We start from the raw sequence: 24,458 nt of genomic DNA on the forward strand, positions 1-24,458 counted from the left end.
ACGTCTTTTCATGACTGACTCCTTTGTGAAATCAGCCACAAGATACTCTCTTAGCAACTACTGTCAACTAACGGGGAGCAGTATAATATAATTACCCCTCATCCCCCAACTTAAAACTCTCGGAGATGGTCCAGCGGTTGGAAACCTTTATGGCCAGGGATAATTCCCCGACCGAGATATTCAACGGCAGATGAGAAGCTACCTCTTTGTATATCAGCTGTTCGACCTTGGGAATTTCATCATTGCCAAAACCGGCCGCGACTGTAAGATGGGGGATTATTTTATCCGGCGGGATTTCTCCACCAAAAGGCGGGTGATCCGGAAAAGCCCCGGATACCAGGTGAATCATATTCAGTATTTCCGAGTCGGGCGACAATTCCAGGTACAGGATATTATGCTCCCGGAAACGGTTCAGCCTCACCAATTGAAACGAAAACGATGATAACCGGGCGACCGTATCCATAAGGATTCGCCGGGTTGTATCATTCCATGCGGTGCTTTTCAGGAAGGGGTACAGGATGGTGATATGGGCCGGCATCCCGATCGCGCCATCGGTGGTGAATTTTCGCCGGTATGACCCGACCAGTTTCTCGGCCTCGGGAACCATGAGAACCAGCGCCGATTCATCGAATGTGATCATGTTCACTCATTTGGGGAGGTTTCCGAAAATTTTTATTCGGCATTACCCGCTCCGGTGACTATTTCATGCCGGTATGAATATATAAAATGGCTTTCGGGAAATCCGGTCATTACTCACTGCCATTCAACGTACTTATCCAGACAATCCCGGAGTCGAACAAAGAACTTATCCCTCACTTTTTCTATATGCAGGGCCTCACGATAACTCAATACGGCGGTGTCCTGATGTTTGAACCTGTCCGGTTCGACCTGCAGGACATAAGAATTGACCTGTCTTTCCCAAAACCACTCGGCCCCGCAAAATTGAATATTTTCCGGATCGAGAAGCGTGATGCTTTTCAATGTCTCAAGCAATTTCCTGCCCGGATTATTTTTCTTAACGCAGAAACAAACATAGGCAATCCTGTATTCCACTTCCTTGATGGTATCGGTTACGGGCAGGGGATCGAGGTTATGGGGATCTTTCCGATTACCGTAAACAAAATGGCCATAGCAACACTGCAGAGTGAAACAACAGGGTATCCGGTTAAAGGTCCTGATTAAAGCGATTATCGGTTTATCGATCATGTCATCGCTGAGGCCGGCAGTAGTTTTCCGTTTTTGCCTAGCGAAATTCGGATTGGCCGCCAATTCTCCTGGTTCCATGTATGTATCCAATGGCACTGTCCCCGTTGATATTCCCTGTTTACGAAGATATTTATTTTCAATAATAATATGGGATTTAAATATCGGCAATGAGAATATTTCGGCAAGCCATATCGACGGCCGATTGAAATAAAAAATTTCGGGCCTTTTTTCGGGTAATTCGTATTATATTATTACAGATGAAAGAAACCCGGGAAATTATCAACGAAAAAGCCTGTCTGATCGGATTGGCCTGGAAAAATATCCGGAAGAGCGAGGTCGAGCAGTCGCTGGTCGAACTGGCCGAGCTGACGGTTTCGGCCGGGGGGCGAGTTTCCGACCGGTTGGTACAGTCCCGTCCGCCGGATCCGAAATATTATATCGGCAAAGGGCTGGTGGCGCAACTCAAGGAGCAGTTCGCCGGTAACGGGGTTAATCTGGTTATTTTCGATGATCCTCTCTCCCCGGTCCAGCAGAGGAATCTCGAGGAGGCTTTCGAAATCAAGGTCATCGACCGCTCGATTCTGATTCTGGATATATTCGCGCTCCATGCCCTTACGGCCGCGGCCAAGCTCCAGGTGGAACTGGCCCAGCTGGAATACATGCTTCCCCGGCTGACCGGGGCCTGGTCGCATTTCAGCCGTCAGTACGGCGGGGTCGGGATCGGTTCCAAGGGGCCGGGCGAAACCCAGCTGGAGATCGACCGGCGGCAGGTGCGCAAGAAAATCGCGCACCTGAAAAAGGAAATCGAGCGGCTCGGCCAGCAGAGGGCCACCCAGCGCAAAGGACGACAGAATCTGTTTAAGGTTTCATTGATCGGTTATACCAACGCCGGCAAATCGACCCTGTTTAACCGGCTGACCAAATCCGAGGTCTCCACCGCGGATGCGCTTTTCACTACCCTGGACTCGACCACCCGCGAGATGTCGGCGGGATACCCGGAGAAGATTCTTTTTACCGACACGGTCGGATTTATCCGAAAACTGCCGCATCAACTGGTGGCCTCGTTTAAATCGACCCTCGAGGAGATTACCTATGCCGATCTGCTATTGCAGGTGATCGATTTTTCCGACCCGAATCATAGCGCCAAGATCGAGCAAACCCGCTCGGTCCTGGGTGAGATCGGCGCCAGGGATATCGATAATCTCTTGATTTACAATAAGATCGACAGGCTGAAAGAACCCCGGATAAATGTTGTCAATGGCCGGGAGGTCTTTTATATCTCAGCTCTTGAGGATATCGGGCTGGATCGGCTTCGGGAGGAACTATCGCTTCGGTTACAACTCTTTTCACAAAAGCGATAAAGTTAACTGCTTATTTTGCCGATTCTTATATCAAGAAGAGAGCATAAATTATGGGCAAAAAAATATTAATTGTCGATGATAATCCGAATATGTCCAGTCTCCTGGTGGAGATGCTGGAGGTATTTCAGTATGACGCCATTCGGGCTACCGACGGTCATGATGCCCTGGCCAGGGTCGATCAGAACGATATCGCCATGGTCATCACCGATATGCGGATGCCGAAAATGTCGGGACTGGAATTGCTGAAAGCCATCAAGGATAAAAAACCGAAACTCCCGGTGGTAGTGATTTCGGGTTATTCGGTCGATGATGTCGATTCCAATATCGTTTCCTCGAAAGCCGATGGTTTCCTGAACAAGCCGTTCATGATGTCGGATATCGAGAAACTGCTGAGTGATCTTCTTTGATTGACTGCTCGCACCTGCTCCCATAAGACGGATTTTTCGCAGTAAACAATATCCTCCTTGCTTAACGGCCGCCGGTTGTTTTATTTGTCCGCTATGGATGATGACCGGCCGGATTTCGTGGAATTGCCGATCGACGGGACGCTGGACCTGCATACCTTCCAACCCCGCGAGGTCAAACAGCTGCTTCCTGATTATATCGAAGCCTGCCTTGAGAAAGAAATATATCAACTGCGAATCGTACACGGCAAGGGCACCGGGGTCCTGCGCGATATTGTCCATTCCCTTCTAAACCGTCATCCGGCGGTAGTGAGTTTCCGCCACGAATCCGGAAGCGGCGGCTCGTGGGGCGCGACCGTGGTCGATCTTAAGAAACCATCCTGATATTATTGCATGTATATTCCGGCGGGAGTCGCGGTTTAATGGTTATGTTCATTGAACCGTAAGATACATTTGATACGTTTCGTGGATTATATTTATCATCAATCCGGGGCGATGACTTGACATTGACGGCGGTGTCTTTTATTATAAAATATCATATTATTCACGGCCGCTTTAATCGGGGTTATTAATCTCGGGGTATCATGAAAGGGATAAAGTATAATCTGGAAACATTGAAAGCCGAGGGGGCGGACTTTTTTCAGCTGGCTGGCTCCTCGAGAAGTCTCGAGGTTGTCCGGGAGCGGCTTTTCCGCCGGGTTACCCGATACCAGTTCGACGTCTTCGATGAAACCCATGAACCGGCGATCAACAGTATTGTCCGGGTCAGGGATTGCACCCGGGCCATGCGGTCGATTTTGCGGGCACAGTCGGACCGGCTTTCGGGTTTCAGCGTTACCCGGGCGCTTTATGATATTGCCTGGGAGAAACCGCGTCCGGATCTGCAAGCCGGTTTTTACGCCGATCTGATTCATATCATTATGGGGATGCAGGGACGCGGGATTGGCGATGCCCCGTCTGACCAGGTGAAAATCCGTTCGCTTCGGGGTCGTAAGGCGGCCGAGGTCCGATCGCGCGCCCTGGATCGGATCTGGAACAGGGTCGAACAATGGATGAATCGTTACCGGAACGGTCTGCTCCCTTCCGCCATCGAACAAAGGGAAAAAAGAAAAAAGAAAATTCTGGGTGTTCTGGGCGGTTCCGAGTCCGACTGGCGGGACTGGCGCTGGCAGGTGATTCATGTCGTCAAAGACCTCCGGACACTGGAAAAGCTGGTGCCCTTAGACCAAAAGGAAAGAAAAAATATCGCCCAGGTTCTCGAGGCCCGGTTACCCTTCGGGGTGACGCCTTATTACCTGTCGCTGATGGATGAAAGCAACAATGGCGGCGATCGTTGTATTCGGGCGCAGGTTTTTCCTCCGGAGAATTATATCAGGGTGATGTCGGCAAACCGGGGCCGGAGGGAATGCGCTTTCGATTTCATGCTGGAGCAGGATACTTCGCCGATCGATTTGGTTACGAGGCGTTATCCCGGGATCGCCATCTTGAAACCGTACAACACCTGCCCCCAGATATGTGTTTATTGCCAGCGCAACTGGGAAATCGAGACAGCCATGGCGCCCGATGCCCTGGCGCCATCGAAAAAAATCGATCTGGCCCTGGAATGGATTGCCGACCATCCGGCCATCCACGAGCTATTGATAACCGGCGGCGATCCGTTGGCCCTCAATGACCGGACAATCGAGAAAATCTTGAAGAAAGTCTCGAGCATAAAATCTATCAGACATATACGGATCGGATCCCGAACACCGATAACCATCCCGATGCGTATCACCGATGGTCTGGCCGGTATTATCGCCCGTTATCACCGGCCGGGCCGGCAGGATATTTCGATTGTCACTCATGCCGAGCACGCTTACGAAATCACGCCGGATACCTTTGAAGCGGTTCAGAAATTTCGCCGGAAGGGTATTCCGGTTTACAATCAGCAGGTGTTCACTTTCTATACCTCGCGTCGTTTCGAATCGGTTCTGTTAAGGCAGGTAGGCAGACAGATCGGGATTGAACCGTACTACATTTTTAACTGCAAAGGTAAAAGCGAGACGAAGGACTATATCGTGCCGATTGCCCGGTTGTTACAGGAAATCAACGAGGAGGCGCGCCTGCTTCCGGGCCTGAGCCGGACCGATGAGGCGGTGTACAATGTCCCGGGGCTGGGGAAAAACTACCTTCGGGCCCGCCATCACCGCGACCTGGTTTCGATACTGCCCGATGGTTCCCGGGTTTACGAATTCCATCCCTGGGATCGAAGTATTATCGAACATAAGAATTATATCGGGGTCGATGTACCGATACTCGATTACCTCGATCGGTTGAGGAAAATCGGCGAGGATATTACCCGCTACCGGACGATCTGGTATTATTACTGACAAGTCACTCAGGCCGTATGGCTTATCTTCGAGTTGACGGATAGATTAAGTATTTATTTGACACGGGATCGATTTTGGGTATATTTTTTATATACTGTCTTATTATTTGGTCCACAGTCTGAAATGCTTAAAAATCTTTTATCCGTAATAGGGGGAGGATGAAATGAAACTCACCTCAATGATCTTTTTTCTTCTTGCCATACTGCCACTCTGCGCTTTGGCCATGCCGATAGACCAATCGAGTAATATCGGTCATCAGGCCATGATTATAACGGCCATATCCAGTGAAGCAACCTTAACTTATGACGGGCCGGTCTGGTGGGTGTCATCGTGGACCGGTAACGATTTGACCGGTGAAGGGACTTTTGACCTGCCCTTTCAGACGATTCAAAAGGCCATAGATATGGCCCATTCGGGGGATACCGTGATAGCCATGAGCGGTCAGTATTACTATGACGGTAACCGCGATCTGGATTTCGGCGGGAAAAACCTGTATCTGCACTCGGTGGCCGGACCGGATTCAACCCTGATTTACTGCCACGGAACCGAAACCGACCGTCACCGCGCCTTTTATTTCCATTCGGGTGAAGATTCCTCCTCGGTGATCGAGGGTTTCACTATCGGCAAGGGAAGCCAATATATGGGCGCCGGGGTGCTGATCGAAAATTCCTCGCCGACTTTCATAAACTGCTTTTTTCGCGAACACCACACTTACCCCGTAAGTGATATCGCCTATGGCGGGGCGATATGTGTCATCAACTCGACGTCGCGTTTCATAGATTGCACCATCAAATACAACTGGTCGCCATTCGGGGCCGGAGTATACATTTCCGGCGGAGCGCCGGTTTTTGAAAACTGTAACATCGCCCGCAACACCGCCGAACCGGTGGCTTTCACCGCCTCCGGCGGAGGAATATACTGTGATAACAGCGCGGCCATATTCGACTTTTGCCGGATCACCTGGAATACGGCCGTTGATGCCGGTGGCATGGTGATCGCCGAGGGCTCGCCGATTTTCAACAATTGCACCGTTGCCGCCAATGAATCCACCGATAACAGCAGTGCCGTCAAAATTATCAGCTCCGATTTTGACATCTCGCCGATTTTTACCAACACCCTGATCGCTTTCAATCAGGGAATCGCGGTCGAATGCAGCGAGGGAGCGGCGGCAATCATGCCGTCATTCAGCAATTGCGATATTTACGGTAACGGCCTGGGCGACTGGAGCGGATGTATCGCCGGGATGGAAACGGAAAATTATAACACGGCGGTCGACCCGCTGTTCTGCAGTCTGAATAATGCCATCTACACGCTCGAATTCAGATCTCCGTGCCTGGCCGGCAACAATCCGGCCGGGGTGCAGATCGGGGCTCTCGGGTATGGCTGCGGCGACCGGAAAACGGAAATCGTGCCGGGATTCATGTATGCCTACTATGCCTTTTCGGTTGATTCAATCTATGCCGATATTTATCTCTGGGATATAGAACTGGGGACGAGTGTTCATGATGTCGATACCACCAACGTGCTGATCAATGACGATCTGGTCCCGTTCGACTTTCAATATATCGATGACAATGGAATCGAAAAATTGAAAATGTCGGTCGGCCTGCGTCCATTTGTGATGCATTACTGGCCGCTGCGGGACACCACGGCTCAAACCTATTCACTCAAATGGGTCAGCCTGGGCACGAAGCACTATAAGGAAACATATGGCTGGGTTCGGTTACGGGGACATATTACCGGAGATGTCAATGGCGACAACCAGGTCGATATGCTCGATATCACCTACCTGATAAGTTATATCTATCGAGATGGCCGGGCCCCTCTGCCGGTTCCCGAGACGGGCGATATCGATGGATCAGGTAATATTAATATACTCGATATCACTTATTTGATCAGATATATTCTGGCTGACGGTCTCCCGCCGGTAAAGCCATTTATTGAATAATTTTGAATTCACCGGGGATCCGGAGCATAAACACCCGGATCCCCTATTTTTGGAATAGACCCCTGAAGGGGTGACATAAAAGAGAAGTTTCAATTCAACCGGCCATAGTCGGGACGGTATTTTCTGTTAATTCCAAGGGGAGGATACTATGGGATTATTTCGTCCATGCCTGGGGGCTTTTTTATTAATATTGCTCGCTTCGACATCGGGCGGGACGGTTTTTCGGGCCGGGGCCGAACCGCAAATCGCAGTTGATACTCTTCAGGCGGGTATTCCCTTTACGGTGGATATTTATATCAGTGATAATGTCAACGATATAGTCGGGTACAGCCTGCCATTTCATTTCTTCAGCCCTGATGGAAGTATAGACTACGCCGAACACTGGAATGTCGGCGGTTTCAGTGCCGTCACCATCGGGGGTGACGGCGTCAGCTATAACGACAGTTCGATCCTGATGCCCAACGGATATGATACCGTCTGGAATATGGTCAACCGCTGGCATGGATTCAGATGGGACGGGGTCCTCCCCGATACCATTAACCATGCCGCGGCATCATCGAACGGCTGGCCTGCCGGGACAGATGAAACCCTGATTATTAAATTCGCTTTCAAAATCGATCAGGGCGGAACATTCTGTATCGATTCGATTCGGCATCCCAACTCCGTTTATGACTGGTTGTTTGATGAACCGGCATCATTCGGCGGGCCGTACTGCTGGCAGGTGATTTGCATCGGAGATATCGACTGCGATGGTCTTGCCGATGATCTGGACAACTGCCCATCCACGGCCAATCCCGACCAGGCCGATTCCGATTCCGATGGAACAGGTGATGTTTGCGATATATGCCCACTCGATCCCGATAATGATGCCGATGGCGACGGGGTTTGCGGGGATATCGACAACTGCCCGACGGATTACAATCCGGACCAGGATGATACGGACAACGATGGGGCGGGGACGGTTTGTGATAATTGCCCTTACCTGCACAATCCCGATCAGGCCGATTTTGACGGCGATGGTATCGGGGATGCCTGTGACTCGGTGTTCGTGACATGGTATGTTAAAGCCGACGGGGGCGGTGACGCCCCGACCATCCAGGCGGCTATCGATTCGGCCACCCATGGTGATATCATCCTGGTTGCACCCGGAATTTACACCGGCGAGGGCAACCGGAATATCGATTTTAAGGGCAAATTCCTCAGGGTGGTTTCCGAAGAGGGTCCGTACCGAACCCTTATCGACTGCCAGGGTTCGGCTTTGTCGGAAAGCCGGGCGGTGCATTTCCACAGCGGCGAGGACAGCAATTCCATCCTGGAAGGTTTTACCGTTAAAGGAGGCTATCTTACCTCAGACGATGGGGCCGGTATTTGCTGTGAGGATTTTTCCCGGCCGATGATAAGGAATTGCCTGATTACCGGTAATCGAAGTTATGCTCTATCGAACGGGGCGGCCCTTTTCTGCGATAACAGCTCGCCGCATCTGGAAAATTGCACCATTGTTGGCAATTATGCCGAAAACGGCGGGATTATTTATTTCGAATACGAAGCGGCGCCCGGCCTGCAGACCTGTATAATCGGAGATAATGACGGCCAGGCGGTCACGGCGGGAGTGACGGATAATTTTATTTCACTGGAATGCTGTGATGTGTACGGCAACAGCGGTGGCGATTGGGTCGGGGCTATTGCCGATCAGGCTTATGTGGACGGTAATCTTTCGATCGATCCGCTTTTTTGCGAACCATCGCTGGCCAATTACCATATTGCCTTCAATTCGGTCTGTAATCCCCTGCACAACGATTGCGGCGTCCTGATCGGCGCCCTGCCGACCGGCTGTGCTACCGAGCAGACCATCCTGGTTCCCGACACGGTGCAATCGTCGTGGACCGGATCATCGCCGACTGTGACTCTGGCGATTTATATCGGTGATATTCTCGACGGTTATACCTCGAACGATATCAGTCAAGCTACCATCCGTATCAACGGTACAATCACCCCGACGGCATCGCAGGTTATGGAGCCGGTGGCTGAATTCGTGACTTTAAAACAATCGGCTGATATTCTCGAGGCCATTTTCCCGGCCGGCGGTTTCATCAATAGCTATGGACAGGTTTTCGATACGGTCAGGCTGGGATACGCGGTATCGGGGAATTTTACGGATGGGCAGGATTTCACGGCCACGGGATATTTTATTATGATTGGTCCCGGATCGAGAGATATTAACGGTGACGAGCGGATCGATCTGAAAGACGCCACCTACCTGCTGAGATATATATACCTGGGGGGACATGAACCGGTCATTCATCGGCTGGCCGGGGATGTCGATGCTTCTGGGGCAACCAATATCCTCGATATCACTTACCTGATAAATTACCTGTACCGGGGCGGGCCTCCGCCGCGACCGTTGATGTCGTAAAGTATATTTTCCCCTGCGCTACATTGGGGAAAATCATAAAGAGATATAAAACCGGTTCTCCTTCTATGGGAGAACCGGTAAATATAATCGCATGGTTTATTGATCCATCACGGGATATGTCCCCGGAATCATCATCGGCAATGCCCGGCCGTTATGCTCAGCGGCCACTTTCAGATAGCGGAGAATATCATCGTTCTCAAAATATGTCTCAAAGGGCGACGGTATTTTCGGGAACGGGCTGAAATCGAACAGGCCCTTGTATTTGGGGATTTCGATCAGATCGATTTTGTCCCCGGGAGCGATTCCCGCTCTGGTACGGGCCGCGGCAACGGCTGTGTTCAATCCGCCGATCCGGTCCACCAATCCGATTTCCATTCCATCGAGGCCCGAATAAAAATGCCCCTCGGCGATTTCTAAAACTCTCTCGACCGGCAGATCCCGTCCATCGGCAACCTTGCGGACAAAATCATCATAAAAGGCTCGGATCAGGCGTTCCATTTCGGCGCGCTCTTCCCGATCAAGATTACGGGAAGGGATAGTCATATTGAGAAACGGCAACCGGATACCGAAACCGAGCTCGGCATGCTTGCCCCGCTTGACGAAATCGGCCGACATGCCGAGCTTTTCTCCGATTTGTTTATCGTACAGCCAGCCGCCGATTACTCCGATCGATCCGGTGATGGTATTCGGACCGGCGATGATTTCATTGCCGTACATCGAAATCCAGTATCCGCCCGATCCGGCCACCCGGCCCTGGCTGATGACGACCGGTTTCTTTTGGGCGCATTCCCGAACCGCTTCGGCCACCAGATCGCTGGCCAGCCCATCACCTCCGGGCGAATCAACCCGGAAGACAACCGCCTTGATCTGTCGGTTCCGGGCCAGTGAGAGGAAGACCCGTTCCAGCCAGCGGGCCCGGATACCCTGATCCATGGCGCATTCGCCCAAACCATAAACGATGGCGATTTCCGGGCGGGGTCCCCAATCCTCGCGGTTCAAGGCCAGATCCAGAAGATCACCTGCGGCCAGACCGCCCAACCGGCGACCATAATAGGCAGTAATAACGTCATTCTTATCCGACCAGCGGGCCAGGGTATCGACCAACCCGGCTTCGAGCGCCTCATCGGCCATCAGGAAACCCTGATTATCGACAACATCATCAAACTGCTTTTCGGTCAGGTTACGGGATTGGCAGACATCGGCCCGGACGATTTCGTAAGCATCGTCAACAAAATTCTGGCGTTGTTCCCGGTCGGCCTCGGACATGCTTTCGCGACTTAAGGCCTCGGCGGCCGATTTGTATTTGAAAAACCGCCATTCATCGAAACCAAGGCCCAGTTTCTCGAGAGTGGCCTTGAAAAAGGTTCGGCCCAGAATATAACCCGGCAGTTGCAGGCTTCCTTCCGGATCCATGACCACCCGATCGGCCACGCTGGCCAGATGGTAATTGGTCATCCCGGCCCGATCAAAAAAGGCGATCACCTTCTTGCCGGCGGCCCGAGCGGCCTGAAGTTCCTCTCGGATTTCCCAGGCATGTTCCCCGTAGATCCGCAGGGATGAAAGATTGAGTGCAATCACCGCCACCCGCGGGTCATCGGAGGCGGCCCGGATATAATCCAGAAGGTCTTTGAACCTGAGGGTCTTATCATCGAAAAGGACGTACTTATGATAATCGACCGTACCATTCAAATCGAGCGGCAGATACCGATTATTTTCATCGAACAGCACCGGCACAAATGATTTTCGCTGGCCACCCAGACGAACATGGTAGCTGTAGGAAGAGAGATCCTGATTTTTATCATAATGTGACTGAGCCCCGATACCGTTGCGGCCGAAATTGAAGGTGAACCCGAAGGTGAAAGCTTCACTATCGAAATACCGGCCGACCAGGTTTACTCCGGGGGCCACTTCCACCGCCGCCCCGGCGCTCCAGGGAGCATCGGAGAAAGACATATCCCGTTCGATAGCCCCGTCGGCAAAGAGAGTCAGGCGTGAATTCCCCAGCGGCCGGAGACCGACTTCGGCCACGCCTTCATTCCAGTCATCCTCGACCGAAAAATTTCCGACCAGGCCCAGTGAAATATATCGGCAGGGGCGCATCAGCATACCGACCGAAGCGATTCTTTTGCGGTCAAACAAATGCTTATCGCCGGTGGTCCAGCCATAGGCCAAACCGAACATGGTTGCCGGCGAACCGAAGGATGTTCCGAACCTGTAATCGGTTACATGATAATCCCCCTCATTTTGCCGCTGGACCCCGAAGCCCAGATGGGGAACTCCGAGAAATAAGCCCCAGTTGTTAAATGACGAGGCATCGACACCATCGGTGGACCAGAAAAACCGGCTCTCCATCCGGTTGAGCAATGACAAAGCGGCCGGATTGTCAAACCCGACCAGACCATCATCGAAAGCACCGGGCGAAGCCATCAGAAATTGATATCTCGAATAGTAGTCATTGACATTCTGGGCCATGACCGGCATAACGAAAATAGTCAGTATCAAGACAAGAATTAAAATAGTCCTGAGCATGATTCCTCCGGGAATTTAAGGGTATAATGACCGAATTATAGATCATAGCTTTCAATAGTTAAAGCAAAAAAACACTCTTCGACGGATAAAAAGATCGTCCCCAATCTATCCATGCAGCCGGCGCGCATCACCGCTAAGTTATTGCCAAGATATAAGTTGACGGGCGAGGTGAAAATCTTTATCTTATTTTAAAAGATCTTGTCTTCGGGAGGAGTTGTCCTCCCTATTGCTTACGGCAATTACAGCTGGTTTACAATACGTTCGAGAAAAACAAAAGTTTAATTATTTCGGGGTGGAAGCATCCGGGGGGTTATTATGAAAAAGACATTGATAATTTCTTGTTTTATTCTAATGGTCGTGGCCATATCGGCCAGGGCCGGTGATTTGTATCTGCTCGAAATTGACAGTCAATCCTCTCTGGACCATATCAGGGGGATGATTGACCATGCCTATGGAGTAATCGACGGCCGTTTTCTGATCGAACTCACCGCTGGTCAGGCAGGCCATCTGAAACAGGCCGGGATCGGGATTGAATTGATCGCGGCCGATTTCGATCATGAACGGTACTACCGGGTCGACAAGCTGTATCCTGAAATAGCAATCGTTCCGCTTGTCCTCAAGACCGCATATTCCAAGGGCGACAGCCATATTCTGGAGTTGAACCGGCCGGAAATTGATATTCTTCAGAGGTCGGGCTACATGGTTAGAAAAATAACCGACCGGGAGACTCCCCTGTTTTACAATCCGCCGCTGGTGGGTCTTCCCGCCCTGCCCGATTACCCGTCGGATTCACTGGCCGATTTAATCAACCAGGATTCGCTTTACAACTATACCACCCGTCTGGAGACTTTTCAGACCCGTTTTATTTTAAGCAGCGGGAATGTTCAGGCTCGAAATTGGATTAAAAACAAATTCCAATCGTTCGGGTACACCAATGTCAGTTTGCAAAATTTCGGGATAACGGTGGACCGGTATGATTACGATCTGGTGGATTATCCCTGTTACAACGTGATCTGCTATAAACCCGGAAGTCAGAAACCGGATAAGCTGATTGTTGTCGGGGCCCATTACGATTCAATCAACCTTGACCGGGAAGATGCCGGAATGACATTCGCACCGGGGGCCGATGATAATGCCACCGGGACGGCGGCGGTTCTGGAACTGGCACGAATTTTCAAGAATGTGGAAACGGCCTATTCAATGATGTTCGTGGCCTTTTCGGCCGAGGAGTGGGGGTTGTTCGGTTCGGAATATCTGGCTTCGATGATGAATGATGACGGGTCCGATGTGGTTCTGATGCTCAATTTCGATATGCTCGGTCATGTTACCTACAATCCCGATGTCGTCAAGTTTTACTGCGGCTGGGCCGACGCCTACTATGATGCTTTCTCGGCCGCCGCGGGGCGGGTGGCCGGGTTGACTTCCGTTAATGAAGGGGATATTTGTTCCTCGGATGATGCATCGTTTTATGATTACGGCTTCAGTTCCCTGTGCTCTCATGAGTACGATTTCAACTACAATCTTCACACTGATAATGATGTCTCTTCCATTCTCGATTTCAATTATATGAACAAACTGGTTCGGACCGCCGCGGCCGGATTGGGGGTGACCGACAATTCTCCCGAACCGGTGGAGTTTCAAATTCTCGATATCGGCGACGGCCAGTCTTTACGGCTGGTGATTGATAACTGCCAGGGTGACTATACGTACCGGGTGGCGTACGCAATCAACTGGTACGATGGACTGGCGGATACTGTCGATGTGTCGCCGGGCGACTGCTATTTTGATCTTACCGGTCTGCAGACCGGCAAAGGCTATCCCATCGGAATTATAGGCCAACCATCGTCGGGAAACCCGCCTCTGGGTATGCGGGTTCTGATTGGCCGCCCCAACTTAATTCCGAGCATACCGCGCGATTTTACCCTGGTGTCCGATTCGAGCAATATGACTCTGACCTGGCGGCCCAACCAGGAGATTGATTTCGACCATTACCGGATTATCCGCAAAGCGGGCACCGAGGATTGGGCTGAATTCGAACCTGAGTATTTCGATACGGTCTTGGTCGATAACGATTTGACTCCGTACACCAGGTATTCATATATTATTTTTGCGGTGGACAATGATCTTCATCAATCAGACAGCTCGGACATTGTCAGCGGTATTTTGACCACCTTTGACCGGGGTATTCTGATGGTCGAGGAAACCCAGACGGGCGGCAACAATCCCACTGAAAACCAGCAGACGGTATTTTACAATAGGATGTTCGATGAGTTCGATTACTACCGCCAGCCAATTGATACCCTGACCGATACCTTAAGCGGCGGTCTGGCCGGGCAATTCAACCCGATATTCTGGGTCGATGACGATAATACCATGAAACTGCTGAGCGGTTCGCTCGATACGCTGGAATGGTATTTTGGCTACGAAACCGATTTTCTTCTGGCCGGATGGGGCACGATTTTTGCCATCACCGGTCACAGCTATTTCTATTCCGGCGATTTCTATTATGACCATTTCGGGATTTCCTATATCGCCCAGAATATCCTGCCCGATTTTACCGGCGCTACCGGGGTGGATGGATGGCCCGATCTGACAGTCAGGAACGAAGAGCATTATCTGGGGATACTGCCCAATATCGATATTTTCACGGCCGCTCCCGGGGCCGAGGTTATTTACACTTTCGATTCCTATTCGGGAAACCCCTTTTACGGCAATAAACCGGTCGGGATCGCGTTCGATACCCATCACGGCAAACGGGTTATTCTCGGTTTTCCGCTGTACTACCTGACTGAGGAGTCGGCGCAGGCGCTGGTGGTCAGGGTAATGGAATATTTCGCCGAGGAAACGGTGCTGTACGGCGATGTCAATGGGGATTGGTCGGTGAATATTCTCGATGTAACATATCTTATAAATTATTTATACCGGGACGGCGCTCAGCCGCCGGATATGAATAATGCCGATCCCAACGGCAGTTGCGCCGTGAATATCCTCGACGCCACTTATCTCATAAGTTATCTCTATCGGAGTGGGCCGTCGCCGGTAGCGGGATGCGTGGAATAAGGGGGCGGGAAATTGAGGTCGGCAATCACGGCATGGCATTCCCGGATGAGAACCTAAGGAATATCTCCTTCGGATTTCGGCATTATCGATTTTTCTCCCTTCATATTGCCCTCTAATTTATGATATGAGGCTTCCGGGTAATTTCTGCACAAAAATCTTTATTTCATCACGCACTCGATAGTAATGATTAAGCGCCTCCTGTTCGTTCTCCGCCGCGCGGGCCAGGCGCGGGGGATCATCGAAACCACGGTGAATCACTTTTGCCCTTCCCGGAAAGACAGGGCATGATTCGGCCGCATGATCGCATACGGTGATGACATAATCGAAATCAATGTCGGGCAGTTCGGAAATATTTTTAGAGTGTTGCCCCGAAATATCGATCCCGGCTTCGGCCATCACCCTAACGGCCTTATGATCAAGGCCGTGGGCCTTGATCCCGGCCGAATATGGTTCGATCAGGTCTCCCTTGAGATAGCGGGTCCAACCCTCGGCCATCTGGGAGCGGCAGGAATTACCGGTGCAGAGAAAAAGTATTTTCAGTTTTTTTTCACTCATATGGGACCTATATCAAACCTGCTAAAGGGCTGTTCCGAAAATGTAAATCACGGTATAATAAATCCCGGCCAGGATGAAAATTATCCCGGTAATTCGCCGGGCCCATTTTTCGAAACGAGTCAATTTATCGAAAATTCGACCAACCATTCCCGAGCCCAGCGATATGAGAAAGGCAAATAAGATCACCGGTAATCCCGTTCCCAGTCCATAGAGAAAGGGGATGACCACACTGGAATTATGTTTTAATGATAGAGGAATCAGGCTTCCGAAAAAAATGGCCGCTGACACGGGGCAGAAAGACAGCGCGAATATTATTCCCAGCAGACCCGCGCCCCATATGCCGGAACGGGAGATATGCTTATCGAGGTCGCGGCCGAATCCTGATCCGGGAAATCCGACATGAATTATTCCCAGAAGGAAGATTCCGGTAATAATCAAAACCGGACCGAGGACCTGGTTAATATTCTGTTGCAGGAAATAGGCCAAATCGGGAATGGACATCAAGCTTTTTATTATTATCAGTCCCAATGCCAGATAGGCCAACATCCGTCCCAAAACATAAGTCAAACCCGATTGGAACACGCGCTTCGGATCGGATACTTGTTTCCCCAGAAAAGACACGGCCGCAATATTGGTGGTCAGCGGGCAGGGACTGATCGATGTCAAAATCCCCAGCCAGATCGCACTGATCGCTCCCAGCAGAAAGGAATCCATTACTCCTCACCCAGCATTGCCTTCACTTCGAGGCGGACATACTTGATGAATTCATCCTTCTCCCCTTTGAGTTTCCAGACCTGATCAAGATTTTTCCATTCTATTTCCCGGTCATTACTGATTTTGGTAATTACCAGCGAACTTGAGTACAGGTGGTAATCATCGAGGAAGTGTTTATTCTCATCCAGATCGGTGTTATACACCAGCACTGTGACCACTCCATTTTTGATTTGTTCGGGGAATCCATTCTGAATGGCTTCCAGTGAATAGGCTTCGATTGTCTTGCAGGAAATACAACGCCGATGGCCGTGGAAATAATAGGCTACGATCTTGTCTGCAACAGGCTTCAGGCTGTCGGCGGTGCCGGTTAAAAGCGTATCTGTTCGAGTGATATTTTCCGAGGAAGTCGCATCGGCAGCTTTATTGACCGTCATGTCTTTATCGGCGGTAAAAGCGGCCGACGACATTGCCGAAATCAACAGAGTACTTATTAAAACTACAAAGGTTTTCATAGAATGGATCCTTCCGAAATATGTAACTGTTTTATTATCCTGAGATAAGTCTCTTGATTTCATCCAACGATGGGATTTTGCCGACGGCTACAACGGTTCCATCGACCACCAGAGCGGGGGTCATCATTACTCCGTAGGCGGTTATTTTCATGATATCGGCCACTTTGAGGATATTGCATTCCATCCCCAGTTCCAGGGCGGCCTGCCGAGTCTGCTCCTCCAGTTTTTTGCATTTGGGGCAGCCGGTCCCGAGAATTTCAATGGTTTTCATACTTACCTTCCTTTTAGAAAAGCAATCCGTAAAGGTATCCAGAGAGACAGGCCATAATTATCACCAGTGCGACAAAAACGACTGTTTTCCTGAGACCCATAATCGATTTGATAACGAGCATATTGGGCAGAGATAAAGCGGGACCCGCCAGAAGCAAAGCCAGGGCCGGGCCTTTACCCATACCGGCCCCGATCAGCCCCTGCAAAATAGGGATTTCGGTCAGGGTGGCAAAATACATAACAGCCCCTACGACCGAAGCAAACAGGTTGGCCCAAAAGGAATTTCCCCCGACCGCCCGGCTTATCCATTCGGAGGGAATCAATCCCTCATGACCCGGCCGACCCAGTAGTAATCCGGCCACCAGAACCCCGGCCAATAATAATGGCAGAATTTGCCGGGCGAATCCCCAGCTTTGATTGAACCACTCCCCCGTCTCGTCTTTACCACGGGCGGTAATAACCGACAGCCCGATTACGGCCACGCCGAAAGCTATTGGGGGATGATGAGGAAAAATCAGGGCCAGGGCCATTGTCGCAAGAGCCGTAGCCAGAATATAAGACCATTTGATATTGAACCAAAGAATCAGAATCAGACCGAAGAATAGAGAAACCAGGGCCGTGATATACCACTTCAGCGCATATACAGCGGCCCAGAAGCCGGGTCCGGTATCGGGTTTGCCCCAATTGGCAAAAATCAGGATGGCCACCATGGCGGCGAAATACAGGATATTCTTCCACAGGGGACGGCTGACTTCGGAATCGGGCAGAACCATTTGTGCTTTCACCTTATCGGTTTCCTCGCGGATAAAAATCAGGTGCATGATAAGGCCTATAACGATACTGAAAATAACCGCTCCGGCAGCCCGGGCTATTCCCAGCTCCAGTCCCAGAACCCGGGCGGTCAGGATAATCGCCAGAACATTGATGGCCGGACCGGCATAGAGGAAGGCCGTCGCCGGTCCCAGCCCGGCCCCCATGCGGTAGATGCCGGCGAACAATGGCAGGACGGTACAGGAGCAGACGGCCAAAATCGATCCTGAAATCGAGGCGACCCCATAGGATAAGATCTTGTTGGCTTTTGCCCCCAGGTATTTCATAACGGCGGCCTGACTGATAAAAACCGCTATCGCACCGGCAATAAAAAAGGCGGGGACCAGGCACAAAATGACATGTTCCCTGGCATACCATCGGGCCAGAGCCAACGCTTCAGAGACGGCGTTATCGAAAGGAAGCGACTCAACCGGAAAATAGAAAAAGACCAGAAAGGTCACGATGGTCAGGGTCAACCGCCCCAGTTCTTTCCGTAATTCCATGTTATTCAATCACATGTAATTGTTCACGGGCTGTCGTTTCGATGACGGTTTCGACACATTTAAAGAAATTCAGGACACAGGGGATCTTAAGGTGATAATAAATCTGCTGACCCTGGCGCTCATCGCGGACAATACCGGCGTTTTTAAGAATCGCCAGATGTTTCGAAACGGTCGACATATCATGGCCGACCAGCTCAGTCAGTTCACGGACACATTTTTTTCCGCCGGAGAGAATATCGACCATAAACAGCCGGGTTGGGTGGGCCATAGCCTTGATGATATTGGCCCGCGCCTCAAATAAGGCTCTGGTTTTCGAATCCAAAAAAACCTCCGGATTAAAGATTATTTGGTAATATGCCCAAATAGTCAAATAAAATCAAGACTTTTTTTATAATAATTCCGTTTTGGGCACACCGGGCGAAATCGAGATACATTCCGGGACCATTTTACCGCTAAATCCCGGGGCCGATTTATCCGATTATAATTATAGGCTACAAACCGATGAAAAAAGCAAAAATTAAAACTATGGCGGAGTTGAAAATGTTCAGACATCAGAGTCGCAACGAGAGGGGCTTCACGTTAATCGAACTGGTAATTATTATCATCATCCTGGGAATTCTGGCCGCAGTCGCCATTCCGAAATTGTTTTCGGTAACCCAGGAAGCCGAAACCGCCGCGGTCTCAACCATGGTATCCAGTCTGGAATCAGCTTTATCGATGTATGCCGCCAAGCAGTATATGAACGGTAATTCCCTGGCGGTTCATAATCCGTTTGATGACCTGTCTAATGTTCCCAGCAATTATAATGGTGTACAGGATCCGGTGACGGCAGTCAATACGCCCGATGGAACCTGGTCTTATCGGCCGACGGGCAACTGGATTATGTACAATCCCAAGTCTCCGATCACCGGCGGCTGGCTTAATGGGGGTGAAAGGTTTATCATTTACCAGATCCAGCCGGTTCTTGACGGGACCGACACGGTTGGGATTCGGCTGAATACCACCTCCTCATACCAGTATTCCTGGCAATAAGACAGGCGGCAAGATTTAGGGCGGGTGACTGATTCATCCGCCTTTTTTTATTGGCCCCCGCCTGATCTTTCATTCATTGTCCTCAAACCGGTTATCGGCGTCGGCTCGGTCGTATCGCTGGACCTTTCCGGTCAACCACCCGATCCGGTACTTATCATCGGATTCGAAATCGGGTACGTACGGTTTGATATCCAGAAGCGGCGTTCCGTCAATTATATCGAGATCCCTGATATGGAGGGTCGTTTTTTCAATTTTGTCCAACCGGATCACCGATAAGCCAATCGGGTTGGGACGGCGCGGGGCCCGGGTGGCGAACAATCCGCGGAGTTGATCATCAAGGAAAGGGATTACTTTTAATTTAAAACCCTGCGAAAGATGCAAGTGATAAATCAGAATGATATGCGAAAAACCATCGAGATCATCGAGAGCCTCGCGGTATTCCGGGAAAACTTCCACGGTTCCCATAATATCGTGACCTCGGCGCGGTTGGATCGGGACTCCCCCGGCTTTCTTAAACGGGGTGTGAATAATACCGATCGGATTATATTCGATTTTTTGTGTTTCCATGATCCAATTTTAATTGGAATGAAGCCCATTCACAAGAAATAAACGGGGTGGCTGGACATAAATTCGTTTGGTTTGACAAAGCGGTTTTAACGGCCTTAATTCGTTTATGCTCTATTTCTGGGTGATAATGGCCTACCTGGTTATCCTGATCGGGGTCGGCGCCTGGCGCAGTAAACTGGTCAAAACGCAGGACGATTTTATGGTGGCCGGCCGGAGACTTCCGGCCCGGGTGCTGATCGGGACTCTTCTGGCTACCTGGATCGGTTCCGGATCGATAATCGGTGGAGCCGGGCTGGCCTATGAGAAAGGCTTGTCGGCGCTGTGGTTCGATGCCGGGGTCTGGGTGGCTTTGATTGTCCTTTACTTCGTAGCCGGGCGGGCCAGGAGGTTCGGCCAGTACACCGTACCCGATATTCTCGAAGCCCGCTATAACCGGAATGCCCGCCTGCTGGGAACCATCGTAACGATTGTGGCCTACACCGCCATTGTCAGCTATCAGTTCCGGGCGGGCGGCATGGTTCTTAATCTGGTGACCGGGATCTCGGTCGATACCGGCATAATTATTACGGCCGTTTTCGTGATTGGCTATACCGTCCTGGCGGGGCTGATATCGGTTGTCTATACCGATGTCGTCAACGGCCTCATCATGATAATCGGGCTGTTTGTCGCCCTGCCGTTTCTATGGAGCGATGCCGGCGGATGGAGCGGTTTAACGGCCCGACTGCCGGAGACTCATTTCCGGATATTGGGCGAAATGAGTCTGTCCGAGGCGCTGAGTTACTCCCTGCCGACTATGCTTCTTCTGCTGGGCGAGTCGGGGATGTACCAGCGATTTTTCTCAGCCCGTGATGAAACCGCCGCCCGGCGGGCGGTGGTTGGCTGGCTGGCCGGAACGGTGGTTATCGAAACCCTGATTATTTTCCTGGCAGTTATCGGAAGTGCCGTTTTTATCGGCCTTGATTCGGAAATGGTCATTCTCCATTCCGTCCGCCACGGTCTGCCGGTTGTAGCCGGATGTCTCACCCTGGCCGCCATTGTAGCCGTGATTGTTTCTACCGCCGATTCCTTTCTGCTGGTCCCGGCGACCAATATCATGCATGATATTTACCAGCGGTTTATCAATCCGGGACTTCCACAGAAAAAAATAGTCCTGTATTCCCGGGTGGTGGTTATCATACTCGGCCTGATCGCTTTTATCCAGGTCCGCTTTTTCGAAAAAGTGCTTGAGATGGCTATTTATGCCTATACCATGTACGGCGTTGGCCTAACCCCCGCAATCATGGCGGCCTTTTTCTGGAAACGGGCGACCGCGGCCGGGGGAGTGACATCGATTGTCTCCGGGATGCTGGTGACACTGGTCTGGGAAATTGCCGGGCAGCCGTGGGAAATACCAACGGTGTACCCGGCCCTGGGGATTTCACTTCTCAGCTTGTTGGCAGTTTCATTTTTTACGTCACCTCCGAACACGGAAAAATGGCAGCCGTTCTTCCGACGGCCATAGAGCGATCGCTCTGACATTTCCGTAATTCTCATTAAAGTCAACATCCGGCCATTATTATCCGTATTGGCTTTTTATAATCGAAGAAATAATCAAAGGAGGAAAAAGATGAAAACCCACCTGTTGATGGTATTGCTGACGGCGGGTATCCTGATATTATTGCCGCCGATCTCCCGGTCCCATTGCCAAATCCCCTGCGGGATTTATGATGATGCCATGCGCTATGATATGCTCGAGGAACATATCACGACGATCGAGAAATCGATGAACCAGATCAATGAGCTTTCAGCCGCCTCGGAGATAAACTATAACCAGCTGGTGCGCTGGATCACCAACAAGGAAGATCACTGCGGAAAATTCATGGACATCGTCTGGCAGTATTTCATGACGCAACGGATCAAGCCGACGGCGGTCGATGCCGGTGAGGAATACAATGGTTATATCACCCAGTTAACGACTATGCATGAAATGCTGGTAACGGCCATGAAATGCAAACAGACGACCGACACGGCCAACACCGACCGGCTTAAGGAACTGGTAGCGAAATCAAAACAGCTTTATTTTAAGGACCACGGTCACGAACACTAAAAAGGGATCCGGCCGTGCCGCCGGTTCTATTTCCATGTAAGATATAAAGAATCAATCGAATACGCGAAGCCCTTCCGATTTCGGAAGGGCTTTTTCCTGCCGCCCCCCTCTATTCAAACATAACCGCTTGCCACCATATCGGGTCGGGGCTATATTATTCTCCATGAAATCGACCCGCGTAAAGAATCGGCGCCCGGATGAATAATCCTAACGATCAGGATCGTATTCGATGGAATCTCGGGGAACGGTTGAAGGAACTCACCGCGTTGCATAAAACCGCCAGAATTCTCCAGGATGATAATATTCCCGTTGAGCAGGCTATCAAAAAAGTTGCCGAATTTCTCCCCGATGCCTGGCAGTATCCGGAAATAACCGGGGCCAGAATCCAATTTGGCGGCATTGTTCGGGCCACCGAGAAGTTCAGGGATTCCGAATGGGTCCAGAAGGCCGTTTTTTCAATTCACACCGGGGAATCGGGAAGTATCGAGGTGTGCTATCTTGAGAACCGGCCGCAGATGTCGGAAGGGCCCTTTCTTGCCGAAGAACGGGATTTGATAGAATCGCTGGCGGAAATGCTTCGTTCCTATCTTCAGCATAAACGGGCCGATGAGGAACTCCAGAAGGCGCATGATCATCTGGAGCAAATTGTCCGGCAACGCACCGAGGAATTAAAGGCCGCCAACGCCGCGCTGAAAAACCAGGTGGCCGAATACAGGGAGGCCGAATCGAAAATCGCCAATTATCAAGGACAATTGAGGCGGCTGGCCTCGGAATTATCTCTGACCGAGGAAAGGGAACGGCGCAATATTGCCGTCGACCTGCATGATCATATCGGCCAGGCTCTGGCGTTTATAAAAATGAAGATCTCCGAGGTCGGGGGTTATGCCGTTTTCAGCGGTCTGGAAAGCAGTATCAACGATATAGTCACCCTGCTCAATCAAACCATCGATTACACCCGCAGTCTGACGTTTGAAATAAGTCCGCCTATTCTTTATGAACTGGGTCTGGTAGCCGCCCTTGAATGGCTGAGCGACCAGTTTCAGCAAAAACATCATCTCCCGGTCAAAATGGAGGTTCGCCATGATCCCGGAAGACTGAGTGATGAGATACATGTGGTTTTGTTCAAATCGACCCGTGAGCTTTTAACCAATGCCCTCAAACATGGCCATCCCGACCGTGTTCTGATAACGGTCGACAATGATAAAAGGGGAGTTGATATCCGGGTCAGCGATGACGGCCGGGGATTCGATATATCGGTAATCGGAACCGGAAGCGGTGACGGGTTCGGTTTATTCAGTATCAAAGAACGAATTCAGTACATGGGCGGGACTTTCGATATCGATTCGACCCCGGGGCATGGGACGACAGCATGTCTATATATCCCCCATAACAAGGCAGGAGCGAAATAATGAGGACCCGAATACTTCTGGCCGATGATCACAAATTGTTCACCGACGGCTTGCGTTCGCTTTTGGCCGAACGGGCTGATTTCGAAGTAATCGGCGAAGCGGGTGACGGATTAACCGCCGTTGATCTGGCCAGGGAAAAGAAACCCCATATCATCCTGATGGATATTTCCATGGGAGGATTAAACGGTATCGAGGCGACCCGGAGGATTCTGGCCGACCATCCCAAAATCCGAATTGTCATGTTGTCGATGCATTCCGACCGGAGATATGTAGTCGAATCTTTTAGAGCCGGGGCGGCCGGGTATCTGCTGAAGGATTCCGCCCTCGATGAATTGATAACCGCCCTTCAGACGGTTCTGCGAAACGATTACTATCTGAGTAGCGGTATCACGAATATCGTCATCCGCGATTATATAAAATTGACCGATGATGAGCAGACCACCGCCTTTTCTCTTCTCAGCAGTCGTGAACGTGAGGTTTTACAGTTGGTGGCCGAAGGGAAATCCACCAAAGAAATCGCCGCCTTTTTAAATCTCAGTGTTAAAACCATCGAAACCCATCGCAAGCAAATAATGGAAAAACTGAATATTCACAGTGTCGCTGAGTTGACCAAATATGCCATTCGCGAGGGTTTGACCAGGCTGGAATAAAACTCTCTTCCGCAGACAGCTTCTCAGGATAATCGCGGTATAAAATCAGGTATTCCCTGA

The 24,458-nt window shown here is 50.8% G+C and carries 22 protein-coding genes; 12 read left to right on the top strand and 10 right to left on the bottom strand.

The features are described from left to right. Positions 1 to 91 precede the first annotated feature (91 nt). Together JXQ28_06015 and JXQ28_06020 are read right to left on the bottom strand one after the other, a co-directional pair. On the bottom strand, positions 92 to 640 hold the full coding sequence (locus tag JXQ28_06015) for a 2'-5' RNA ligase family protein (GenBank protein MBN2277284.1): 549 nt from the start codon (positions 638 to 640) through the stop codon (positions 92 to 94). A 113-nt stretch (positions 641 to 753) separates the two neighbouring features. Further along, positions 754 to 1,284: a hypothetical protein gene (locus JXQ28_06020; protein ID MBN2277285.1), complete on the bottom strand. Its 531-nt coding sequence runs from the start codon at positions 1,282 to 1,284 to the stop codon at positions 754 to 756. 179 nt (positions 1,285 to 1,463) lie between these two features. Between JXQ28_06020 and hflX the strand changes: the two genes are divergently transcribed. The 6 genes from hflX to JXQ28_06050 all read left to right on the top strand — a co-directional run bounded on the left by hflX (position 1,464) and on the right by JXQ28_06050 (position 9,701). Continuing rightward, positions 1,464 to 2,567, top strand: a complete 1,104-nt coding sequence (gene hflX, locus JXQ28_06025; protein ID MBN2277286.1) for a GTPase HflX — start codon at positions 1,464 to 1,466, stop codon at positions 2,565 to 2,567. 50 nt (positions 2,568 to 2,617) lie between these two features. Further along, positions 2,618 to 2,974 carry a response regulator gene (locus JXQ28_06030; protein MBN2277287.1) on the top strand — a complete coding sequence of 119 codons (357 nt, stop codon included), beginning with the start codon at positions 2,618 to 2,620 and terminating at the stop codon, positions 2,972 to 2,974. A 93-nt stretch (positions 2,975 to 3,067) separates the two neighbouring features. Then, complete coding sequence (locus JXQ28_06035) at positions 3,068 to 3,355, top strand: Smr/MutS family protein (GenBank protein MBN2277288.1); 288 nt, start codon at positions 3,068 to 3,070, stop codon at positions 3,353 to 3,355. Between the two features lie 200 nt (positions 3,356 to 3,555). Then, positions 3,556 to 5,340, top strand: coding sequence for a KamA family radical SAM protein (locus JXQ28_06040; protein ID MBN2277289.1), 1,785 nt, complete (start codon positions 3,556 to 3,558; stop codon positions 5,338 to 5,340). 163 nt (positions 5,341 to 5,503) lie between these two features. Next, complete coding sequence (locus tag JXQ28_06045) at positions 5,504 to 7,288, top strand: hypothetical protein (protein MBN2277290.1); 1,785 nt, start codon at positions 5,504 to 5,506, stop codon at positions 7,286 to 7,288. Between the two features lie 148 nt (positions 7,289 to 7,436). Beyond that, a complete protein-coding gene (locus JXQ28_06050) occupies positions 7,437 to 9,701 on the top strand; it encodes a thrombospondin type 3 repeat-containing protein (protein MBN2277291.1) in 2,265 nt (754 codons plus the stop codon). Between the two features lie 96 nt (positions 9,702 to 9,797). Here JXQ28_06050 and JXQ28_06055 read toward each other — a convergent pair whose 3' ends face one another. After that, the gene (locus JXQ28_06055; GenBank protein ID MBN2277292.1) at positions 9,798 to 12,230 is read right to left on the bottom strand and encodes a S49 family peptidase; all 2,433 of its coding nucleotides are present in this window, start codon (positions 12,228 to 12,230) and stop codon (positions 9,798 to 9,800) included. Positions 12,231 to 12,545: 315 nt separating this feature from the next. On the opposite strand from JXQ28_06055, the gene JXQ28_06060 reads away from it, so the two are divergent. Continuing rightward, a complete protein-coding gene (locus JXQ28_06060; GenBank protein ID MBN2277293.1) occupies positions 12,546 to 15,290 on the top strand; it encodes a M20/M25/M40 family metallo-hydrolase in 2,745 nt (914 codons plus the stop codon). A gap of 117 nt (positions 15,291 to 15,407) precedes the next feature. Here JXQ28_06060 and JXQ28_06065 read toward each other — a convergent pair whose 3' ends face one another. The 6 genes from JXQ28_06065 to JXQ28_06090 are packed head-to-tail and all read right to left on the bottom strand — an operon-like array spanning position 15,408 to position 18,976. Beyond that, positions 15,408 to 15,845, bottom strand: coding sequence for an arsenate reductase ArsC (locus tag JXQ28_06065; GenBank protein ID MBN2277294.1), 438 nt, complete (start codon positions 15,843 to 15,845; stop codon positions 15,408 to 15,410). A gap of 21 nt (positions 15,846 to 15,866) precedes the next feature. Further along, positions 15,867 to 16,559 carry a sulfite exporter TauE/SafE family protein gene (locus JXQ28_06070; GenBank protein ID MBN2277295.1) on the bottom strand — a complete coding sequence of 231 codons (693 nt, stop codon included), beginning with the start codon at positions 16,557 to 16,559 and terminating at the stop codon, positions 15,867 to 15,869. Beyond that, positions 16,559 to 17,071, bottom strand: a complete 513-nt coding sequence (locus JXQ28_06075) for a hypothetical protein (protein MBN2277296.1) — start codon at positions 17,069 to 17,071, stop codon at positions 16,559 to 16,561. The genes JXQ28_06070 and JXQ28_06075 overlap by 1 nt, the downstream gene beginning before the upstream one ends. A 34-nt stretch (positions 17,072 to 17,105) precedes the next feature. Further along, a complete protein-coding gene (locus JXQ28_06080; protein ID MBN2277297.1) occupies positions 17,106 to 17,342 on the bottom strand; it encodes a TM0996/MTH895 family glutaredoxin-like protein in 237 nt (78 codons plus the stop codon). A 13-nt stretch (positions 17,343 to 17,355) separates the two neighbouring features. Next, a complete protein-coding gene (locus JXQ28_06085; GenBank protein ID MBN2277298.1) occupies positions 17,356 to 18,654 on the bottom strand; it encodes a permease in 1,299 nt (432 codons plus the stop codon). Between the two features lies 1 nt (position 18,655). Continuing rightward, positions 18,656 to 18,976 (bottom strand): winged helix-turn-helix transcriptional regulator, encoded by a 321-nt coding sequence (locus JXQ28_06090; GenBank protein ID MBN2277299.1) that lies wholly within the window; start codon positions 18,974 to 18,976, stop codon positions 18,656 to 18,658. Between the two features lie 203 nt (positions 18,977 to 19,179). On the opposite strand from JXQ28_06090, the gene JXQ28_06095 reads away from it, so the two are divergent. Continuing rightward, entirely contained in the window at positions 19,180 to 19,686 is a 507-nt protein-coding gene (locus JXQ28_06095) for a prepilin-type N-terminal cleavage/methylation domain-containing protein (GenBank protein ID MBN2277300.1), read from the top strand. Between the two features lie 69 nt (positions 19,687 to 19,755). On the opposite strand, the gene tsaA is transcribed toward JXQ28_06095, so the two are convergent. Then, complete coding sequence (tsaA, locus tag JXQ28_06100) at positions 19,756 to 20,253, bottom strand: tRNA (N6-threonylcarbamoyladenosine(37)-N6)-methyltransferase TrmO (GenBank protein MBN2277301.1); 498 nt, start codon at positions 20,251 to 20,253, stop codon at positions 19,756 to 19,758. A gap of 106 nt (positions 20,254 to 20,359) precedes the next feature. On the opposite strand from tsaA, the gene JXQ28_06105 reads away from it, so the two are divergent. The 4 genes from JXQ28_06105 to JXQ28_06120 all read left to right on the top strand — a co-directional run bounded on the left by JXQ28_06105 (position 20,360) and on the right by JXQ28_06120 (position 24,398). Then, entirely contained in the window at positions 20,360 to 21,754 is a 1,395-nt protein-coding gene (locus JXQ28_06105; GenBank protein MBN2277302.1) for a sodium:solute symporter family protein, read from the top strand. Positions 21,755 to 21,859: 105 nt separating this feature from the next. Further along, a complete protein-coding gene (locus tag JXQ28_06110) occupies positions 21,860 to 22,339 on the top strand; it encodes a superoxide dismutase (protein ID MBN2277303.1) in 480 nt (159 codons plus the stop codon). 197 nt (positions 22,340 to 22,536) lie between these two features. Then, positions 22,537 to 23,748: a hypothetical protein gene (locus JXQ28_06115; GenBank protein ID MBN2277304.1), complete on the top strand. Its 1,212-nt coding sequence runs from the start codon at positions 22,537 to 22,539 to the stop codon at positions 23,746 to 23,748. Continuing rightward, the gene (locus JXQ28_06120; protein MBN2277305.1) at positions 23,748 to 24,398 is read left to right on the top strand and encodes a response regulator transcription factor; all 651 of its coding nucleotides are present in this window, start codon (positions 23,748 to 23,750) and stop codon (positions 24,396 to 24,398) included. Before JXQ28_06115 ends, JXQ28_06120 begins: the two co-directional genes overlap by 1 nt. Positions 24,399 to 24,458: the final 60 nt, after the last annotated feature.

This window comes from Candidatus Zixiibacteriota bacterium (genome assembly GCA_016933955.1).
In the GTDB taxonomy this organism is placed as follows: Bacteria; Zixibacteria; MSB-5A5; order GN15; family PGXB01; genus JAFGTT01.

Bases quoted from the DNA above. Each gene is read 5' to 3' on its own strand.
- JXQ28_06015 (MBN2277284.1), bottom strand. From the start codon at position 640: ATGATCACATTCGATGAATCGGCGCTGGTTCTCATGGTTCCCGAGGCC.
- JXQ28_06020 (MBN2277285.1), bottom strand. From the start codon at position 1,284: ATGGAACCAGGAGAATTGGCGGCCAATCCGAATTTCGCTAGGCAAAAA.
- hflX (MBN2277286.1), top strand. From the start codon at position 1,464: ATGAAAGAAACCCGGGAAATTATCAACGAAAAAGCCTGTCTGATCGGA.
- JXQ28_06030 (MBN2277287.1), top strand. From the start codon at position 2,618: ATGGGCAAAAAAATATTAATTGTCGATGATAATCCGAATATGTCCAGT.
- JXQ28_06035 (MBN2277288.1), top strand. From the start codon at position 3,068: ATGGATGATGACCGGCCGGATTTCGTGGAATTGCCGATCGACGGGACG.
- JXQ28_06040 (MBN2277289.1), top strand. From the start codon at position 3,556: ATGAAAGGGATAAAGTATAATCTGGAAACATTGAAAGCCGAGGGGGCG.
- JXQ28_06045 (MBN2277290.1), top strand. From the start codon at position 5,504: ATGAAACTCACCTCAATGATCTTTTTTCTTCTTGCCATACTGCCACTC.
- JXQ28_06050 (MBN2277291.1), top strand. From the start codon at position 7,437: ATGGGATTATTTCGTCCATGCCTGGGGGCTTTTTTATTAATATTGCTC.
- JXQ28_06055 (MBN2277292.1), bottom strand. From the start codon at position 12,230: ATGCTCAGGACTATTTTAATTCTTGTCTTGATACTGACTATTTTCGTT.
- JXQ28_06060 (MBN2277293.1), top strand. From the start codon at position 12,546: ATGAAAAAGACATTGATAATTTCTTGTTTTATTCTAATGGTCGTGGCC.
- JXQ28_06065 (MBN2277294.1), bottom strand. From the start codon at position 15,845: ATGAGTGAAAAAAAACTGAAAATACTTTTTCTCTGCACCGGTAATTCC.
- JXQ28_06070 (MBN2277295.1), bottom strand. From the start codon at position 16,559: ATGGATTCCTTTCTGCTGGGAGCGATCAGTGCGATCTGGCTGGGGATT.
- JXQ28_06075 (MBN2277296.1), bottom strand. From the start codon at position 17,071: ATGAAAACCTTTGTAGTTTTAATAAGTACTCTGTTGATTTCGGCAATG.
- JXQ28_06080 (MBN2277297.1), bottom strand. From the start codon at position 17,342: ATGAAAACCATTGAAATTCTCGGGACCGGCTGCCCCAAATGCAAAAAA.
- JXQ28_06085 (MBN2277298.1), bottom strand. From the start codon at position 18,654: ATGGAATTACGGAAAGAACTGGGGCGGTTGACCCTGACCATCGTGACC.
- JXQ28_06095 (MBN2277300.1), top strand. From the start codon at position 19,180: ATGGCGGAGTTGAAAATGTTCAGACATCAGAGTCGCAACGAGAGGGGC.
- tsaA (MBN2277301.1), bottom strand. From the start codon at position 20,253: ATGGAAACACAAAAAATCGAATATAATCCGATCGGTATTATTCACACC.
- JXQ28_06105 (MBN2277302.1), top strand. From the start codon at position 20,360: ATGCTCTATTTCTGGGTGATAATGGCCTACCTGGTTATCCTGATCGGG.
- JXQ28_06110 (MBN2277303.1), top strand. From the start codon at position 21,860: ATGAAAACCCACCTGTTGATGGTATTGCTGACGGCGGGTATCCTGATA.
- JXQ28_06115 (MBN2277304.1), top strand. From the start codon at position 22,537: ATGAATAATCCTAACGATCAGGATCGTATTCGATGGAATCTCGGGGAA.
- JXQ28_06120 (MBN2277305.1), top strand. From the start codon at position 23,748: ATGAGGACCCGAATACTTCTGGCCGATGATCACAAATTGTTCACCGAC.